15 protein-coding genes and 1 tRNA gene are annotated in these 13714 nt (G+C 65.5%); 12 read left to right on the top strand and 4 right to left on the bottom strand.

Annotated elements, in window-relative coordinates:
- Positions 1 to 195: 195 nt before the first annotated feature.
- The 3 genes from P6U30_RS05045 to P6U30_RS05055 form a co-directional block, all read right to left on the bottom strand.
- On the bottom strand, positions 196 to 2340 hold the full coding sequence (locus P6U30_RS05045) for a methyl-accepting chemotaxis protein (RefSeq protein ID WP_407168425.1): 2145 nt from the start codon (positions 2338 to 2340) through the stop codon (positions 196 to 198).
- Between the two features lie 222 nt (positions 2341 to 2562).
- Positions 2563 to 3300, bottom strand: a complete 738-nt coding sequence (locus P6U30_RS05050; RefSeq protein WP_407168426.1) for an outer membrane beta-barrel protein — start codon at positions 3298 to 3300, stop codon at positions 2563 to 2565.
- Between the two features lie 235 nt (positions 3301 to 3535).
- The gene (locus P6U30_RS05055; RefSeq protein ID WP_407168427.1) at positions 3536 to 3856 is read right to left on the bottom strand and encodes a hypothetical protein; all 321 of its coding nucleotides are present in this window, start codon (positions 3854 to 3856) and stop codon (positions 3536 to 3538) included.
- A gap of 275 nt (positions 3857 to 4131) precedes the next feature.
- On the opposite strand from P6U30_RS05055, the gene P6U30_RS05060 reads away from it, so the two are divergent.
- The 6 genes from P6U30_RS05060 to P6U30_RS05085 are packed head-to-tail and all read left to right on the top strand — an operon-like array spanning position 4132 to position 8005.
- Positions 4132 to 4494, top strand: coding sequence for a DUF2282 domain-containing protein (locus tag P6U30_RS05060; protein WP_407168428.1), 363 nt, complete (start codon positions 4132 to 4134; stop codon positions 4492 to 4494).
- A gap of 58 nt (positions 4495 to 4552) precedes the next feature.
- On the top strand, positions 4553 to 5440 hold the full coding sequence (locus P6U30_RS05065) for a DUF692 domain-containing protein (protein ID WP_407168429.1): 888 nt from the start codon (positions 4553 to 4555) through the stop codon (positions 5438 to 5440).
- Positions 5424 to 6206 (top strand): DUF2063 domain-containing protein, encoded by a 783-nt coding sequence (locus P6U30_RS05070; RefSeq protein WP_407168430.1) that lies wholly within the window; start codon positions 5424 to 5426, stop codon positions 6204 to 6206. The genes P6U30_RS05065 and P6U30_RS05070 overlap by 17 nt, the downstream gene beginning before the upstream one ends.
- Positions 6207 to 6247: 41 nt before the next feature.
- The gene (locus P6U30_RS05075; RefSeq protein ID WP_407170356.1) at positions 6248 to 6718 is read left to right on the top strand and encodes a DoxX family protein; all 471 of its coding nucleotides are present in this window, start codon (positions 6248 to 6250) and stop codon (positions 6716 to 6718) included.
- 28 nt (positions 6719 to 6746) lie between these two features.
- Positions 6747 to 7337 carry a sigma-70 family RNA polymerase sigma factor gene (locus P6U30_RS05080; RefSeq protein WP_407170357.1) on the top strand — a complete coding sequence of 197 codons (591 nt, stop codon included), beginning with the start codon at positions 6747 to 6749 and terminating at the stop codon, positions 7335 to 7337.
- Complete coding sequence (locus P6U30_RS05085; RefSeq protein ID WP_407168431.1) at positions 7334 to 8005, top strand: NrsF family protein; 672 nt, start codon at positions 7334 to 7336, stop codon at positions 8003 to 8005. Before P6U30_RS05080 ends, P6U30_RS05085 begins: the two co-directional genes overlap by 4 nt.
- A gap of 41 nt (positions 8006 to 8046) precedes the next feature.
- On the opposite strand, the gene P6U30_RS05090 is transcribed toward P6U30_RS05085, so the two are convergent.
- Positions 8047 to 8121, bottom strand: a tRNA-Thr gene (locus tag P6U30_RS05090).
- A gap of 306 nt (positions 8122 to 8427) precedes the next feature.
- On the opposite strand from P6U30_RS05090, the gene P6U30_RS05095 reads away from it, so the two are divergent.
- From P6U30_RS05095 to P6U30_RS05120, 6 genes are all read left to right on the top strand, one after another.
- On the top strand, positions 8428 to 8655 hold the full coding sequence (locus P6U30_RS05095) for a hypothetical protein (protein ID WP_407168432.1): 228 nt from the start codon (positions 8428 to 8430) through the stop codon (positions 8653 to 8655).
- Positions 8656 to 8753: 98 nt separating this feature from the next.
- Positions 8754 to 10451, top strand: a complete 1698-nt coding sequence (locus P6U30_RS05100; RefSeq protein ID WP_407168433.1) for an FAD-dependent oxidoreductase — start codon at positions 8754 to 8756, stop codon at positions 10449 to 10451.
- A 362-nt stretch (positions 10452 to 10813) separates the two neighbouring features.
- The gene (locus P6U30_RS05105) at positions 10814 to 11242 is read left to right on the top strand and encodes a DUF2948 family protein (protein ID WP_407168434.1); all 429 of its coding nucleotides are present in this window, start codon (positions 10814 to 10816) and stop codon (positions 11240 to 11242) included.
- Between the two features lie 144 nt (positions 11243 to 11386).
- Positions 11387 to 12682 (top strand): histidinol dehydrogenase, encoded by a 1296-nt coding sequence (gene hisD / locus P6U30_RS05110; RefSeq protein ID WP_407168435.1) that lies wholly within the window; start codon positions 11387 to 11389, stop codon positions 12680 to 12682.
- A complete protein-coding gene (locus P6U30_RS05115) occupies positions 12679 to 13182 on the top strand; it encodes a UPF0262 family protein (protein WP_280982872.1) in 504 nt (167 codons plus the stop codon). Before hisD ends, P6U30_RS05115 begins: the two co-directional genes overlap by 4 nt.
- A 54-nt stretch (positions 13183 to 13236) precedes the next feature.
- On the top strand, positions 13237 to 13701 hold the full coding sequence (locus P6U30_RS05120) for a low molecular weight phosphatase family protein (protein ID WP_407168436.1): 465 nt from the start codon (positions 13237 to 13239) through the stop codon (positions 13699 to 13701).
- Positions 13702 to 13714: the final 13 nt, after the last annotated feature.

The raw sequence follows: 13714 nt of genomic DNA on the forward strand, positions 1-13714 counted from the left end.
GCTTAGCGGGACACGGGCGGCCGCGCCAGCCGAAAATCGGGATGGCGGTCCCCGGAAATGGTGTGTGTCAGAAGCGAGAATTCCGCGGCCCGGATGAAGCCGCCACGTCATTCCGGGGCGATGCGCAGCATCGCACCCGGAATCTCGAAATTCCGGGTGCGGTTCTGACGGACCGCCCCGGAATGACGCGCTCGCCTACGCCGCGCGGATGTTCGACAGGAAGCCGTCGATCTCCGAGCGCAGCACGTCGGCCTCATGGCGCAGCGCGTCGGAGGCGTTCAGCACTTCGCCCGCGGCAGCGCCGGCCTCCGAGGAGGCGTTGCTGACGCCGACGATGTTGCTCGACACCTCGCTGGTGCCGCCGGCGGCGTGCTGGATGTTGCGGGCGATCTCGCGGGTCGCCGCGCCCTGTTCCTCAACCGCGGCGGCGATCGCGGTGGTGACGTCGTTGATCTCGCCGATCGTGCTCGAGATGTTGCGGATCGCGGAGACGGCCGTGGTCGTCACCTCCTGCATGCTGACGATCTGCTGGCGGATCTCCTCGGTCGCCTTTGCGGTCTGGCTGGCGAGGTTCTTCACCTCGGAGGCGACCACCGCGAAGCCGCGGCCGGCCTCGCCGGCACGCGCCGCCTCGATGGTGGCGTTGAGCGCAAGCAGGTTGGTCTGCGAAGCGATGGTCTGGATCAGATCGACCACGACGCTGATGCGTGTTGCGTTGTCCGCCAGCCCCTGCATCGTGGTATCGGTGGCGCGGGCTTCCTCCACCGCCTTGCGGGCGATCTCCGCGGAAGTGACGACCTGGCGGCCGATTTCGGCGATCGATGACGACAGCTCCTCGGTGCCGGCCGACACCGTCTGCACGTTGACCGAGGTTTCCTCCGCCGCGGACGCAACCGCGCTCACCAGCGCGCTGGACTGATCGGCGGTCGCCGACATGCTCTGTGCGGTCGACTGCATCGAGTTCGCCGCGGACTGCAGGCTGCCGAGCGCGGCGCGGACCGTGGATTCGAACTCGGCGATCTGCGTCTCCATGCGCGAGGCGCGCTCGGCCTTGGCGATGCGATCCTGGTTCTGGCTGGCCGTAAGCTCGCGGCCCTCCAGCATGCTCTCGCGAAACACTTGCAGCGCATCGGCCATCACCGCGATCTCGTCGCGCTGGCGGCTCTGCGGGATTTCGGTGTCGAGGTCGCCGTCGGACAGCAACTGCATCGAGCGCTGCAGGCCGCGGATGCGGCGCAGGATGTTGCGCCCGACATAGAGCCAGACGAACAGGAATGAGCCGACCAGCGTCAGCGCGCCGAGGCCGATCATCACCATGGTCGCGAGCGAGATCTGCTGCCGTGCCTGGAAGGTCGAGCTGTCCGTCTCCTTCTGCACGCCGTCGACGAGCTGCTGGACGCTGATGCCGAGCCCGACATTGAGCTTGCGGGTTTCCTCCAAGATGGTCTGACCGTAGTCGATCGAATCGAGTTCCTTCTGGCGCACCTTGAACACGCCGGTCTTGCCTTCGCCGAGCGCCAGCAGCTTCTGCGCGGTGTCGCGCACCGCGACGATCGCCGGGTTGTTCGGCAGGTCTTCCAGATTGGACTTGACGCGTTCGCGCCCGGCCTTGAACTCGGTTTCGATCGCATCCAGCGTCTCGCTGGAGCTGGCCGAGAGCGCCGCGGTCATGTCGGCCGCCATCAGATTGCCGGCGGCGAGCACATTGCTGATCTGGCCGACGGTGCGGGCCGCCTCGGTGGCGTCATCCGCTGACACTTCGGCCGATGCGAGGATGGCGTTGAGCCGCGTCTGCGCGTCGAGCATCGCAGGATTGGCGGCGGCGACGAACGCCGCCTGGGCCTTGCGCAGCGCGTCGTATTGCTTGCCGCGCAGCGCGCCGACGTCGAGCCGCTCGCGTGCCGCCGCGATCAGGCTCTTGGTTGCCTCGTCGATGTTCTTGACCGTCTCCTGAAGCGCGCTGACGACGGATTTGTCGGCGCCAAGCTCGATGATCTCGCCAAGCTTGGCATTGGTGAGCTGAGCAACTTCCTGCACCTTCTTCGTGTGCTCGGCGAGTGCATCATCGCTCTGCACGGCGAGCAGGCCGGGTCCCTGGGCGGCAAGCGCGGCGCTCTGCGCAGCGAGTTGCAGGCTGGCGGCAAGCCGCGGAATGTCGCGGCCGCTGAGATTGGTCATTGTGCTGCCGAGCTGGTGCAGGACCACGCCGGCGCCGGCGCTGATGACGAGCGCCATGCCTGCGATGACGGCGAACGCCGCGAACAGGCTGCCCCCGACGCCCATCTGCGGAAGGCGGATACGCTTGAGATTGAGTTTGCCGAGCTTGAACCGAAACGCCATTGCCCCGTGTCCCCGTGGTCACACTACCCTTGGATGTTCCTCGCGCGGCAGTATCGTTGTGGCCGGTTAACAAAATCGGGCAAATTGCGGCAGCCTGCGCGATTTTTGGGCGACGGAGGTCCGCTGCCGCTTTCTTCCGCGTACCGGGATCGACGCACGTATGCGAACCAAAAAAGGCCGGCGTGAGCCGGCCTTTTCCACGCCTGGTTGTGGCGAGTGGTCTCAGTACGGGGCGACCGCCGGGCCGCCGAAGTTGAAGCGGTAGTTGAGACCCGCCTTCACCGTATGCTCGTCATTGTGGAAGCTGCCGAATGGCGCCAGCGATGCCGGGCTGGTGAACCGGCTGTCGCCGAAGTCGTAATACTGGTACTCGACCTTCGCCGACCAGCTCGGGGCGAACATGTATTCGGCGCCTGCGCCGACGGTCCAGCCGTTGTTGTGATTGTCGCTGAGCGTGAAGGCGACCGGCACGCCGCCTGACGTCACGGACTCGTTGTTGTCGGAATAGGCGTAGCCGCCCTTCACGTAGATCAGGCCCGGACCCCAGGTGTAGCCGACGCGGCCCGTGACCGACGCAATGCCGCGCTGGTTGTTGTTGTAGACGAGGCCGTTCGGGAAGATCGCGTTGAGCTGGTGGCTGCCGATCCAGGAATACTGGCCTTCAAGGCCGATCACCCAATTGGTCGACAACTGCCAGTCGTAGCCGGCCTGCACGCCGCCCATGAAGCGGGCGCTGGAGTCGGTGAGCGCGAGCCCGTTGAAGGTGTTGTCGCTGCCCGAGAACACGCCGCCGAGATGGCCGCCGATATAGAAGCCGGTCCAGTTGTAGAGCGGTGCGGCGTAAACAGGGGCGGGCGGCGCCTTCTGATAATAGGGCCGGGCGCCGAGGTCGGCGGCCTGGGCGGTCGCGCCCAAGGCGACGACGGTGGCGGCGACGGTTGCGAGCAAGAACTTCTTCATTGGGTCAGTCTCCGGACAAGTCATGGGGAGACGCCGCTTGGTGGCGCCATCCTTAAGGCCATGCAGCTAGACCCAATTTGAATAAAATGCTGTCACTCGAAGACGACAGCAGCCGTTAACCCAACCCATCGGCACGGAAACGCTTTCTTGTGCCTAACGGACGCTTAACGGGAAGAGTGAAGAGAGGCTTAACGCAAAGCTTGCGTGAAGGCTCTGTCAACCAGGCAGGCCTTGCTCAGCCAAGCCGGCGCCGCACGTCGTCGCGGATCTGTTCGCGGAATGCGAGCCGTCGTGCCGGGCGATCCTGTTCGGCGACGTCGTGGCGATTGAAGATGTCGAACTTCTCAAGGATCGGATAGCGCTCGCTCGCCATCGCCAGCACGCGCAGCAATTCGGTGGCCTGCGGGCTCGGACCACTGACCTCCCATCGGCGGATGGTGTCGGCGCCGCCGCCAGCCGGCAATCCGCACAACTTCGCCATGTCAGCCGCCGTCAGCTTCCGTCCGATCGCCTCGCCGAGATCGTCGCGCAATTTCTTGAGTTCAGGACCGGTCAATTTGCTTCTGCTCCGGGGTAACGACGGGCGAGCGCGGTCATGTGGGCCACCATCCCGTCAGCAATTCGATCCTGCACCTATCTCCCTGCAGTTGGCCACGAGTGCGGCGGATGCGATGCATCGTGCTGACGCGGGGCTGCCTGCGGGGCCGCTGCCGAGAATCTTCCATTCCAGGTAACCTTTCTGCTCTCCGGCCGAACCTTCCTTAGGCGGCCGCTTCGGTGCGCCGCAAGCAACCTTGCATCGGCTCGCAAAGCAACCCCGGAGGAACCCATATGTCCAATCGCACGCTATCGGCACTTGTTACCGGCGCCTTCGTCACGGCCATCGCATCGCTCACCGTTACACCGGCCACCGCACAAGGTGGCATGGAAAAAATGGGGAAGGGCGACATGGAGAAAATGATGAAGGAAAAACAGGCCGAAACCGCCAAGGCGGTGAAGTCCGGCAAGATGGAGAAGTGCTACGGCGTGGCGCTGAAGGGGCAGAACGACTGCTATGCGGGACCCGGTACGAGCTGCGCCGGCACCAGCACGGTGAACTACCAGGGCAATGCGTTCAAGCTCGAGCCGAAGGGCACTTGCACAACCGTTCAGACACCGAGCGGACCGGGAAGCCTGACCCCGAAGAAGGCCTGAGACGTTGGCTTGGGCGGACGACGCTCTCGCCCGCCCCCTCTCCATCTCGAGGTCCGCCGTGTCGCTTCCATCGTCAAGCACCCCTGACCGCATCCCGGCGCGTGGCGGCGTCGGGCTGAAGGCAGAGCACTACCGCACGATCGTCGAGCAGCGGCCCGACATCGGATTCTTCGAGGTCCATGCGGAAAACTACATGGGGGCGGGCGGCCCGCCGCACCGCTATTTGTCGGCGATTCGCGAGCGATATCCGCTCTCGCTGCACGGCGTCGGGCTTTCGATCGGCGCCGACCGGCCGCTTGATCAAGAGCATATCCAGCGTCTCAAGCGGCTGATCAGCCGCTATGCGCCCGGACTGTTCTCCGAGCATCTGGCCTGGTCATCACATGACAGCGCGTTTCTCAACGATCTGCTGCCTGTCCTCTATACCGGCGAAGCCCTGGCTCGCGTTGTCGAGCACATCGACGAGGTCCAGGATGCCCTTGGCCGGCAGATGCTTCTGGAAAATCCATCGACATATCTCGCATTCGCCGAGAGCACCTATTCGGAGATCGACTTCATCGCGGAGGTGGTGCGGCGCAGCGGATGCGGCCTGCTGCTCGACGTCAACAACGTCTACGTCGCCTCGACCAATCAGCAGTGCGATCCATTCGCCTATCTCGACGCCTATCCGCTCGTCCATGTCCACGAAATTCATCTCGCCGGCCACACCAGCGATGCCGATGACAAGGGCCGCCTGCTTCTGATCGACACCCATAATCGCCCGGTCGATGACGCGGTCTGGGACCTCTACGCCCATGCTGTCGCGCGGACGGGGCCGATTGCGACGCTGATCGAGTGGGATGCAGAGGTGCCGCCGTGGCCCGTGCTCAAGGACGAAGCCGATCGCGCCGAGGCGATCATGGTCGCAGCCCAAGCCAAGGCCGTCGGTCATGCGACCGCTCGCTGAACGACAGGCCGACTTCGCGGCGGCTCTGCTGAACGCTGCGCTGCCGACTCCCCATGGTTTGGTCGGTCCGGATGGCGAGCCGGACCCCAAGCGCTTTGCCGTCTATCGAAACAATGTGATGGCCGGCCTGATCGAGGCCCTCAAGGATGGCTTTCCGGCGGTGCGCCGGCTGGTCGGAGACGATTTCTTCTGCGCGATGGCGCGGGCCCATATCGCACTCGAGCCGCCGCGCTCGCCGATCATGCTCGCGTATGGCGCGGGCTTTGCGGATTTCATCCGGACCTTCGAGCCGGCCGCCGCGCTGCCCTATCTCGCCGATGTTGCGCGCATCGAGCGTGCCTGGACGGAGGCCTATCACGCGCCCGAGGCCTCGCCGATTGACCCCGAGGTGCTTGCGACAATAGCGTCCGATCAGCTTCCGGCGATCCGGCTTGCGCTGCATCCCTCGCTGCGCCTCGTCCGCTCGCAATTCCCGGCGCTGACGATCTGGCGGATGAATGTCGGCGATGGCATTCCGGCTGCGGTCGATCTCGCGGCCGGCGGCGAAGACGCACTGATCGTTCGACCGTTCGCCGATGTTGAGGTTCGGTCGATTCCGGGCGGCAGCCTCGAATTCATTCAGGCCTTGGCTGACCAGGAGCCGGTTGTCGCGGCTCTCGAAGCAGGCCTCATTGCCGATCCCAGTTTTGACTTGGCGGCCAACCTGTCTGATCTGATGCGGGCAGGTGCCCTGGTTGGTTTCGGCCTTGCTTCGGATCGAAGGTGAACATGACCGGCGCCGCGATCATTGCCAATTTCGATCGTGCCATGCGAGCGATCGCGGGATACCTGGCCCGCGTCGCTCTGGTCATCGCGCCTCCGGTGCTGCGGGTCGCGCTTGCCGTGCCCTTCTTCAAATCGGGGCTGACCAAATGGGCTGGCTTCCTCTCCCTTTCGCCGGCCGCGGAATATCTCTTCGAGGACGAATTCAAGCTGCATATCTTTGGTCAAGCCTACGACTTTCCGGCGCCGGCCGTGTTCGCCTATGTCGACGGTATTGCCGAGATCGTGCTCCCTGTGCTGCTGGTGGTGGGGCTTGCAACCCGCTTCTCCGCACTCGGGCTGCTCGTCATGACCGGCGTCATCCAGCTCGTGGTGCCGGAGGGCTGGGCAAACTTTCACCTGCCCTGGGCGGGGCTCGCACTCGCCATCATCGCACTCGGCCCAGGGACGCTGTCCCTTGACCATTGGCTCGATAGACGATGGCTGAAGCGGGGAGGCGCACGTGACGTCGCATGATCCCCGCGGCGGCGGACCATCGCTTCGACTGGTCGGGAGAGACGAAGACGGCCGGCATGCGGCGCCAGTCGCGCGAGATGTCGATTGGTCCATCCTGATGGCTCATGCGCAGGACGGTGACCGAGCCGCCTATCATCGGCTGCTGCAGGAGATCACACCCTATCTGCGCTCGCTTGCGGCGCGAAGGCACCGGGACCCCAGCGACGTCGAGGATGCCGTCCAGGACGTGCTGCTGACCGTGCATGCGATCCGGCAGACCTACGACCCCACTCGGCCGTTTGCACCGTGGCTTGTCGCGATCGCCAACCGGCGCTTCATCGACCGGCTGCGCCGCCAGGGCCGCCGGCGCGAGCGGGAAGTCGTCTTGACCGCCGAGCATGAAACCTTTTGCGAGCCGGAAACGAACCTGGATGAGGACCGGGACCGTCATGAGCTCGAGAGCATGGTCGACAATCTTCCGCCGGCGCAGCGATACGCCATCCGGTTGCTCAAGCTCAGGGAGATGTCATTGAAGGAGGCCGCGGTCGTGAGCGGCATGTCCGTCACATCGCTCAAGGTGAACGCCCACCGCGCCCTCAAGAGGCTCAAGAAGATGCTGGTCGATCGGAGCGCGCCGTGATCAAGACATCCGATCTGATTGCTTCGCTTGCCGCGAACGCCGCTCCGGTCCGGCGGTTGCGACCGCCTGTGATGCGAGCGGCCTGCTGGCTCGTGCTTGCCGTCACGGTGCTGGCGCTCCTCGCCGCCAATCAAGGCATCCGCCCCGATCTGGTTCAGAAGCTGCATCAGCCGGCATTTGCTGTGAGCTTGGCGGCCTCGGCCTTGACCGGCATGCTCGGTGCTGTCGCCGCCTTTCTTGTCAGTCTGCCCGATCGATCGCGTCTCTGGCTCTTTCTGCCGCTGCCGGCGCTGGTGCTGTGGCTGTCGAATATCGGCTATCAGTGCCTGACAGACTGGGTCTCGATCGGCCCCGACGGCATGAGCTTTGGCGAAGCCGCACAATGTTTTGCAACGCTGGTGCTGACCAGTTTGCCACTGTCACTCGCCATGCTGGTCATGCTGCGCTACGCGGCGCCGCTCCGTCCGACCGCAGCGACCATGATGGGCAGTCTCGCCGTGGCCGCGATCACGGCAACGGCGCTGTCGCTGTTTCACGTGATCGACGCGAGCGTGATGGTCCTGATGTGGAATCTGGGGACGGCGATCGTGTTTGTCGGACTATCAGTTGCGTTCGGCCGGAGCATTTTCCGTTGGGTCGCGCCACGAATGCTCTACCCGCGGGATTGACCCAGCGCACCGCCGAACAGCCGCCAGTATCGAGAAAAGACTGGTGCTGCCAGACAGGATTGAACTGTCGACCTCTCCATTACCAATGGAGTGCTCTACCACTGAGCTACGGCAGCATGCCCGGGAAATAGAATCGGCCCGCACGGGGCCCGTCCAAGCGGGCGGTTCTTGCCACAGGCCTCCCTTTGGCGCAAGCGAAAGAGCGGCCTCGAAACCTGCAAATGCGGCCGGGATTAGCATTTTGTGCCATGAACCGCTGCAATCCGGTCGATTTCGGGCCGGTTTGGTTCCCGATTCGCTCTGTCGGTCTTTTGCGCGCCAATTGAACCCGGATCGTACCCCTAGCCGGCCGGGTGGGTGCGCGGCGTTCAGACATTGTTTATGGTCGCTGCCGGAAGGCATTGGCGACGAGTGTTCGGGGAATGACAGGCGATCAGGACAAGGGCCGCGGCCGGGCCGGACCCCGCGTGAAGGGGGCACGGCAGGACCGGTTGAAGCTGGCGCTGCGCGAAAATCTGAAACGGCGGAAATCGCAGGCGCGTGGCCGGGGCGAGGCCGCGCCTTCAGAAGCTGCGGATGGCTCCTTGGAGCATGATCCTGAAAAACGGGAATCGGCTTTCCGAAAAGATCATGCTCAAACGAAGAGATGAGATCATGATGCGATTTAATCGCATCGTGATCGAGATGACGCGAGCGGGCCGAAGCACTGGCCGGTGCGTGAATTGGTTTGGGGAAGCGGGTGGCGGATATGGCTGCGGACGAAACAACGATCGATCGACTGAACGCCACGGCTTACGCCTTTCCACGTCATGAGCAGACCTTCCCGACGCTGACGGCGCATGAAATCGAGCGCATGCGCCGCTTCGGCGAGCTGCGCTCCTACAGGGACGGCGAGGCGCTGTTCGAGACCGGCAAGCCGGGGCCCGGCATGTTCGTCGTGCTGTCGGGCTCGGTTGCGATCACCCAGCGCGACGGCCTCGGCCATGTCACACCGATCATCGACCAGGGCGAAGGCCAATTCCTTGCCGAGATCGGCCAGCTCTCGGGGCGCGCCGCGCTGGTCGACGGTCATGCCGACGGCGATGTCGAGACCTTGTTGCTTCCCCCGGACAAATTGCGTGCGCTGCTGGTTGCCGAGGCCGATCTCGGCGAGCGCATCATGCGCGCGCTGATCCTGCGCCGGGTCAGCCTTATCCAGGGCGGCGCCGGCGGGCCGGTGCTGATTGGCCCCGGGGCGGTCGGCAACATGGCGCGGCTGCAGAACTTCCTGTCGCGCAACGGCCAGCCGCATCACTTCCTCGATCCCGAGACCGACAAGGACGCCGCCGACCTCGTCGCGCGCTATTCGGCCTCCCGCGCCGAGCTGCCGCTGGTGGTCTGCCCTGACGGCGCAGTGCTGCGTAATCCGTCGGAAACGGCGCTGGCGATGGCGCTCGGCATGATCGGCAGCCATGCCGACGACAAGCTCTATGATGTCGCCGTGGTCGGCAGCGGTCCGGCGGGGCTTGCCACCGCGGTCTATGCGGCCTCCGAAGGACTGTCGGTCGCGGTGTTCGATTCGCGGGCCTTTGGCGGCCAGGCCGGCGCCAGCGCGCGCATCGAAAACTATCTGGGCTTCCCGACCGGCATCTCCGGTCAGGCGCTGGCCGGGCGCGCCTTCAACCAAGCGCAGAAATTCGGCGCGGAGATGCTGATCCCGGTCTCGGTCAGATCGCTCGACTGCTCGAAAGCGTCGGGTGTGTTCGCGCTCGCCACAGAATGCGGCCACACGCTGCGCGCCAAATCCATCGTGATCGCGAGCGGCGCGCGCTATCGGCGGCCGGCGATCGACAATCTCGATGCCTATGAGGGCCGCGGTGTCTGGTACTGGGCCTCGCCGATCGAGGCGCGGCTGTGCGCCAATCAGGAGGTCGTGCTGGTCGGCGGCGGCAATTCCGCGGGCCAGGCGGCGGTGTTCCTGTCGGCGCATGTCCGCAAGGTCCATATGATGATCCGCGGCGGCGGGCTGGGCGCCAGCATGTCGCGCTACCTGATCGAACGCATCGAGGCGACGCCGAACATCGAACTGATGTTCAACACCGAGGTGATCGGTCTCGAAGGTGCCGAGACGCTGGAGCGGGTGCGCTGGCGCAGCCGGCTCGCACCCGACGAGTTCACGCTCGACATCCGCAATCTGTTCCTGTTCGTCGGCGCCGATCCGGCCACCGGCTGGCTCGATGGCTGCGGCGTGCAGGTCGATCGCGGTGGCTTCGTGCTGACCGGCGTTCAGGACGGCGAGGGCGCGCGGTTCGTGCCGCAACTCGAAACCTCCGTGCCCGGCGTGTTCGCGGTCGGCGACGTCCGCTCCGGCTCGGTCAAGCGCGTCGGCGGCGCGATCGGCGAGGGCGCGCAGGTGGTCGCCGCCCTGCACGGCTATCTCGCCGACGAGGGCAGCCCGACGCTCTAGATGCGGGCCGCAACGCGCAAAAGCGGGATGAGTTTGGGTTGAACCGACTCGCGGCCGCTTCGGTCGACCTCTCCCCGTCGGGGAGAGGTCGGATTGCATCGTCAGATGCAATCCGGGTGAGGGCCTTGCGCTCTCGATAGACCGTAACCCCTCACCCGATTTGCTGCGCAAATCGACCTCTCCCAAGGGAGAGGTGACGTCCGCCGCTGTTTCAGATCAACCTAATGCCATCATGCTCTCGGTGCGGCAGCTCGCGCGCGCGAGGATCCTGCGGGAATCGGGTTCCGCTGCTGCGACATCATCGGGCATTTTTGTCCTGGACGCCGGTACCTCCCGCGCCGGAAGTCACTATATCTCCGGTCATGTCGACGACGGCTCCGTTGAAACTGATCGCGCTTGACGCCGACGACCTCGCGGTGATCTCCGCCCATGTGCAGGACGCCCGCGTTCAGGCCTGCGACATCGTCTGGCGCCAATGCGAGAAACGCCTGGTGGTCGGTCTCAACCGGCTGGACTGGGAGCAAACCCTGTCGGGCGGGCCCTGCTCGCGGCGGCTGATCGCCGCGTTACGTTTCGACCGGGTGCTGGCCTGCAAATCGCGCAATATCGACCATGAGGCGCCCGAGGCCACCCTGGAACTGGTCGGGATCGAATTCTGCGCCACCGACCCGCCGGGCGGCAGCGCGATCCTGATATTCGGCGACGGCGCCGCGCTGCGGGTGGATGTCGAGTGCCTGGAGTGCGAGTTGACCGATCTCGGGACCGACGATCTCGGGACGGCACGGGGATGATTGTTGGTCGTCCCGGCCCCCGTGCGCAATTGCGCACTAGGCCGGGACGACGGCGGACTGTGTCCCTCCAAGGGTTGACGGCCATAATCCGCCGCGCCATTGAGCAGGGGACGTGATCCTTCGAACCATCCTCAGAAAGCCGCCATGCCCGTTCGCCTGGACCGACAGAGCGCCGATTTCGACCAGCGATTCCGCGATTTCCTGGCCGCCAAGCGCGAGGTATCGGCCGACGTCGAGCGCGCCACCCGCGCCATCGTCGACGACGTGGTGGCCCGCGGCGATGCCGCGCTGATCGAGGCCACAAAAAAATTCGACCGGCTCGAGCTCGATGCCTCCGGCCTGCGCGTCACCGCGGCCGAGATCGATGCCGCGGTGAAGGCTTGCGATTCCAAGACGGTCGACGCGCTGAGATTTGCCCGCGACCGGATCGAGACCTTCCATCGCCGCCAGATGCCGAAGGACGAGCGCTTCACCGATGCCGAAGGCGTCGAGCTCGGCTGGCGCTGGAGCGCGGTCGATGCGGTCGGGCTCTACGTGCCCGGCGGCACCGCGGCCTATCCCTCCTCGGTGCTGATGAACGCCGTGCCGGCCAAGGTCGCGGGCGTGCCGCGGGTGGTGATGGTGGTGCCGGCGCCGGACGGCAGGTTGAACCCGTTGGTGCTCGCCGCCGCCCATCTCGGCGGCGTCTCCGAGATCTACCGCGTCGGCGGTGCCCAGGCGGTGGCGGCGCTCGCTTACGGCACCGCGACGATCGCACCGGTCGCCAAGATCGTCGGCCCGGGCAATGCCTATGTCGCAGCCGCCAAGCGGCTGGTGTTCGGCAAGGTCGGCATCGACATGATCGCCGGCCCGTCCGAAGTGCTCGTCATCGCCGACGACACCGGCAATGCCGACTGGATCGCGGCCGATCTGCTGGCGCAGGCGGAGCACGACGTCAGCGCGCAGTCGATCCTGATCACCGACAGTCCGCGGCTCGCCGCCGATGTCGAGCGCGCGGTCGAGGCGCAGCTTGCGACGCTGCCGCGCGCCGCGATCGCGCGCGCCTCGTGGAACGACTTCGGCGCGGTGATCCAGGTCGCGAAGCTCGACGACGCGATCGAGCTCGCCAACGCGATCGCGGCCGAGCATCTGGAGATCATGACCGCGGACGCCGAGGGCCTGTCGCGGAAGGTGCGTAATGCCGGCGCGATCTTCTTGGGCACGCACACCCCGGAGGCGATCGGCGACTATGTCGGCGGCTCCAACCACGTGCTGCCGACCGCGCGCTCGGCGCGGTTCTCCTCGGGCCTCGGGGTGCTTGACTTCATGAAGCGAACCTCGATCCTGAAGTGCGGGCCAGATCAGCTTCGTGCGCTCGGGCCCGCCGCGATGACGCTTGGCCAGGCCGAGGGTCTCGATGCCCATTCACGCTCCGTCGGATTGCGCCTCAACCTCTCATGACCAAGCCACCCGCCGACGAGGATTCCAACAATCGCATCGTCGCGGTGACGCTCGACGAGGAATCGATCGGCCGTTCCGGGCCCGACATCGAGCATGAGCGCGCGATCGCGATCTACGACCTGATCGAGCAGAACCTGTTTGCCCCCGAAGGCACCGAGCCCGGGCCCTACACCCTGCACATCGCCATCACCGGCAACCGGCTGATGTTCGATATCCGGAAAGAGGACGGCACGCCGGTGGTGGCGCATCTATTGTCGCTGACGCCGTTCCGCCGCGTCGTGAAGGATTACTTCATGATCTGCGACAGCTACTACCAGGCGATCCGCACCGCGACCCCGGACAAGATCGAGGCGATCGACATGGGCCGCCGCGGCATCCATGACGAGGGCTCGCGCACGCTGCAGGAGCGGCTCAAGGGCAAGGTGCGCGTCGATTTCGAGACCGCGCGGCGGCTGTTCACGCTGATCACTGTGCTGCACTGGAAGGGTGAAGGCGCATGATCGTCAACGCGAATCTTGACGGGGGCGCGCCCCGGTCGAAAAAAGCCTGATCGCATGGAGGCGCCGCGCGCGCGCAATCCGCAGGCCGTGCTGTTCGCATGCGGCCACAACGCCGTGCGCTCGCCGATGGCCGAAAGCCTGCTGCAGCATATGTTTCCGCAGGGTCTCTATGTGCGCTCGGCCGGCGTGAAGAAGGGCGAGCTCGATCCGTTCGCGGTCGCCGTGATGGCCGAGCTCGGCCAGGACATCTCCGGCCACAAGCCCGTCACCTTCGAGGAGCTCGAGGATTGGGAAGGGCTGAACTTCGACCTCATCATCACGCTGTCGCCGGAGGCGCACCACAAGGCGCTCGATCTCACCCGGACGCTCGCCGCCGACGTCGAATACTGGCCGACGCAGGACCCGACTGGCACCAACGGCAACCGCGAGCAGAAGCTCGCCGCCTATCGCGAGGTCTGCGACGGCCTGCTGCTGCGCATTCGCCGCCGCTTTGCGCAAGCGGGGGCGGCAAGCATATAGTGAACCTCGACAG

The organism is Bradyrhizobium sp. ORS 111 (genome assembly GCF_045571485.1).
Classification (GTDB): Bacteria; Pseudomonadota; Alphaproteobacteria; order Rhizobiales; family Xanthobacteraceae; genus Bradyrhizobium.

What these genes read in the sequence shown, in the direction of transcription:
- P6U30_RS05050 (WP_407168426.1), bottom strand. Translation starts at nt 3,300, where the DNA reads ATGAAGAAGTTCTTGCTCGCAACCGTCGCCGCCACCGTCGTCGCCTTG.
- P6U30_RS05120 (WP_407168436.1), top strand. Translation starts at nt 13,237, where the DNA reads ATGGAGGCGCCGCGCGCGCGCAATCCGCAGGCCGTGCTGTTCGCATGC.
- P6U30_RS05060 (WP_407168428.1), top strand. Translation starts at nt 4,132, where the DNA reads ATGTCCAATCGCACGCTATCGGCACTTGTTACCGGCGCCTTCGTCACG.
- P6U30_RS05100 (WP_407168433.1), top strand. Translation starts at nt 8,754, where the DNA reads ATGGCTGCGGACGAAACAACGATCGATCGACTGAACGCCACGGCTTAC.
- P6U30_RS05115 (WP_280982872.1), top strand. Translation starts at nt 12,679, where the DNA reads ATGACCAAGCCACCCGCCGACGAGGATTCCAACAATCGCATCGTCGCG.
- P6U30_RS05070 (WP_407168430.1), top strand. Translation starts at nt 5,424, where the DNA reads ATGCGACCGCTCGCTGAACGACAGGCCGACTTCGCGGCGGCTCTGCTG.
- P6U30_RS05095 (WP_407168432.1), top strand. Translation starts at nt 8,428, where the DNA reads ATGACAGGCGATCAGGACAAGGGCCGCGGCCGGGCCGGACCCCGCGTG.
- hisD (WP_407168435.1), top strand. Translation starts at nt 11,387, where the DNA reads ATGCCCGTTCGCCTGGACCGACAGAGCGCCGATTTCGACCAGCGATTC.
- P6U30_RS05045 (WP_407168425.1), bottom strand. Translation starts at nt 2,340, where the DNA reads ATGGCGTTTCGGTTCAAGCTCGGCAAACTCAATCTCAAGCGTATCCGC.
- P6U30_RS05075 (WP_407170356.1), top strand. Translation starts at nt 6,248, where the DNA reads ATGCGAGCGATCGCGGGATACCTGGCCCGCGTCGCTCTGGTCATCGCG.
- P6U30_RS05105 (WP_407168434.1), top strand. Translation starts at nt 10,814, where the DNA reads ATGTCGACGACGGCTCCGTTGAAACTGATCGCGCTTGACGCCGACGAC.